3 protein-coding genes are annotated in these 2917 nt (G+C 72.5%); 2 read left to right on the forward strand and 1 reads right to left on the reverse strand.

Features of this window, described 5'->3' with window-relative positions; genetic code table 11:
• The coding region (locus tag IE312_RS11690; protein WP_229899576.1) for a branched-chain amino acid aminotransferase at positions 1-1040 on the forward strand (1040 nt) is incomplete at its 5' end.
• A 4-nt stretch (positions 1041-1044) separates the two neighbouring features.
• Here IE312_RS11690 and IE312_RS11695 read toward each other — a convergent pair.
• Entirely contained in the window at positions 1045-2508 is a 1464-nt protein-coding gene (locus IE312_RS11695; RefSeq protein WP_189980950.1) for a cytosine permease, read from the reverse strand.
• Between the two features lie 145 nt (positions 2509-2653).
• Between IE312_RS11695 and ureA the strand changes: the two genes are divergently transcribed.
• On the forward strand, positions 2654-2917 hold a 264-nt coding region (ureA, locus tag IE312_RS39645; RefSeq protein ID WP_229899578.1), incomplete at its 3' end, for an urease subunit gamma.

The raw sequence follows: 2917 nt of genomic DNA on the forward strand, positions 1-2917 counted from the left end.
CCGCAGAGCGCGCGGCGATCCTGGCCCACCCGGGGTTCGGCCGCCACTTCACCGACCACATGGTGACGATCAAGTGGACGGAGGGCCGCGGCTGGCACGACGGGCAGCTCGTTCCGTACGCGCCGATCCCCCTCGACCCGGCCACCCACGTCCTGCACTACGCGCAGGAGATCTTCGAGGGCCTGAAGGCCTACCGGCAGCCCGACGGCTCGGTCGCCCTCTTCCGGCCGGACCAGAACGCCCAGCGCTTCCAGCGCTCCGCCCGCCGCCTCGCCATGCCGGAGCTGCCGGTCGAGACGTTCATCGAGGCCTGCGACGCCCTGGTCCGCCAGGACGTCGACTGGGTGCCGGCGCACGGCGGCGAGGAGTCGCTGTACCTGCGCCCGTTCATGATCGCCACGGAGGTCGGGCTGGGCGTGAAGCCCGCCAACGAGTACCTCTTCATCGTCATCGCCTCCCCGGCCGGCGCGTACTTCCCGGGCGGTGTCAAGCCGGTGTCCATCTGGGTCTCCGAGGACCGCGTCCGCGCCGTCCCCGGCGGCATGGGCGACGCCAAGACCGGCGGCAACTACGCCGCGTCCCTGCTCGCCCAGGCCGAGGCCGCCGCCAAGGGCTGCGACCAGGTCTGCTACCTCGACGCGGTCGAGCACAAGTGGGTCGAGGAACTCGGCGGGATGAACCTGTACTTCGTGCACGGCAACAAGATCGTCACGCCCACCCTGACCGGTTCCATCCTGGAGGGCGTCACCCGCGACTCCCTGCTGGCCGTCGCCCGCGACCTCGGGTACGAGTCGGAGGAGGGCCGCGTCTCCGTCGACCAGTGGCAGCGCGACTCCGAGAACGGCACGCTCACCGAGGTCTTCGCGTGCGGCACCGCCGCCGTGATCACTCCGGTCGGCACCGTCAAGCGGGCCGGCGCCGAGTGGCAGCTGGGCGGCGGTGAGCCGGGCGAGGTCACCATGCGGCTGCGCGAGGCCCTGCTCGACCTCCAGCGCGGCACGGCCGAGGACAAGCACGGCTGGATGCACCGGGTCGGCTGACGGCTCAGCGGGAACTGCGGGACAGACCGTCGATCGTCCGCTGGTCCGTCGCGGCTCGTCGCGCAGTTCCCCGCGCCCCGTCGGGGCGCTCCTCGCCGAGTGTCAGCAGCAGGTACGCCACCGCGCCCACCAGGCCCGACAACAGGAAGCTGCAGTCCACGCCGCCGGTGAGGGGCAGCAGCGGGCCCGCGTACGACGGCAGGGACACCGCCAGCAGGCCGACCGCCGCGCCCAGCGCCCAGGACACGGTCGCCGGCACGTTCCAGCCCGCCCGGTACCAGTAGACCCCGCCCCGGGAGCGGCGGTTGAAGACCTGGAGGGCGTCGGCGTCGTACACACCCCGGCAGCGGACGAAGCCGATGAGGGTGACGACCGCCCACGGGGTGCCGACGGCGGTGAGCAGGAGCACGAAGGACGTCATCGCCGACTGCGCGTTCCACAGGTAGTGGCCGGCGAAGACGCAGACCGTGGCCACGACCGCCACGGTGCAGGTGGCGCGGGCACGGGAGGCCCGGGGCAGGATCGCGTCCAGGTCCAGGCCCATGGAGTACAGCATCAGGCCCGCGTTGCCGACCGAGCCCGCCGAGGCGGACAGCAGCAGCGGCACCAGGTACCAGCCGGGGGAGGCCGCGACCAGCGGTCCGGCGTAGTCGGTGGCCGCGCCGGCCGCGTACGCCGTGAAGGTGCCGAAGAGCTGCGGGACCAGCAGACCCAGGACCAGCCCGAGCCAGGTGGCGTGCAGCACGCGGCGCGGGGAGTGGCGGGCCGGGGAGATGTAGCGGGTGTAGTCGCCGAGCAGCGTGATGAACGCGATGGGGCCGGACAGGCCCGCCGCCACCGCGGCCAGGAACCAGGTCGGCCAGAACGAGCCCAGCAGGTAGCCGCCGGCGCCGGGCAGCGCGCCGGTGGTGAAGTGCGGTGCGTAGGCGAGCACCCCGAGCAGCAGCAGGGCCGTCATGCCGATCGCGAGGACGCGTGACATGGCGAGCAGCACCCGGTAGCCGTAGACCGCCCCGGCGACGGTCGCGGCGGCGAGCACCCCGTACACGAGGGCGTACGAGACCCCGTCCGCGGGCACCCCGAGGAGCCGGCCGAGGACCGTCAGCATCACGTCGCCGCCGATCCACACCGTCAGCGCGGTGTAGCCGAGGGCCAGCAGCAGTCCGACCACCGAGCCGACGAGCCGGCCGCGCACGCCGAACTGGGCCCCCGAGGAGGTGGACAGGTTGGTCGCGGTGCGCAGGGAGACCAGGGCGAGCGGGGCCGTGAACACGGTGCCGGCCAGGGTGCCGGCCACGATCGCGCCGACCGACGCCCACCAGCCGAGCCCGAACGACGCCGGCAGCCAGCCGAAGATGATCACCCCGAGGCAGAGGTTGGAGCCGAGCAGGATCGACACGAGGTCCCGTGGCCCGCTGGTGCGTTCCTCGTCCGGGACGGTGTCGACACCGCGCTGTTCTATGGGCATGGCTGGTCTCCTTCGACGGCCGCCTCGCTGTTTAGAGCGACGCTCAATGTGACGTGAAGTCCTGCCGTCGGTCAATGCTTCCGTGCGAGGAAATCTGTGTTTAGAGTGGTGCTCTAAATCGGGGAAGGCAAGGAGGTGCCGGGTCGTGAGACTGACCCCCACGGAACGTGACCGGCTGCTGCTCTTCGGAGCCGCCGAGCTGGCCCGGGCCCGCCGGGCGCGCGGCCTGCGGCTGAACGTGCCCGAGGCCACCGCGCTGATCGCGGACACCGTCTGCGAGGCCGCCCGGGACGGCAAACGGCTCGCCGAGGCCGTCGACGCCGCCCGCGCGGTACTCGGCCCGGAGGACGTCCTGCCGGGCGTCGCCGACATCGTCACCGAGGTGATGGTCGAGGCCGTCTTCGACGAC

The sequence above is a fragment of the Streptomyces capoamus genome (assembly GCF_014654935.1).
GTDB classification, from domain to species: domain Bacteria; phylum Actinomycetota; class Actinomycetes; order Streptomycetales; family Streptomycetaceae; genus Streptomyces; species Streptomyces capoamus.

Coding starts and splice junctions, on each gene's coding strand:
- IE312_RS11695 (WP_189980950.1), bottom strand. CDS start 2,508: ATGCCCATAGAACAGCGCGGTGTCGACACCGTCCCGGACGAGGAACGC.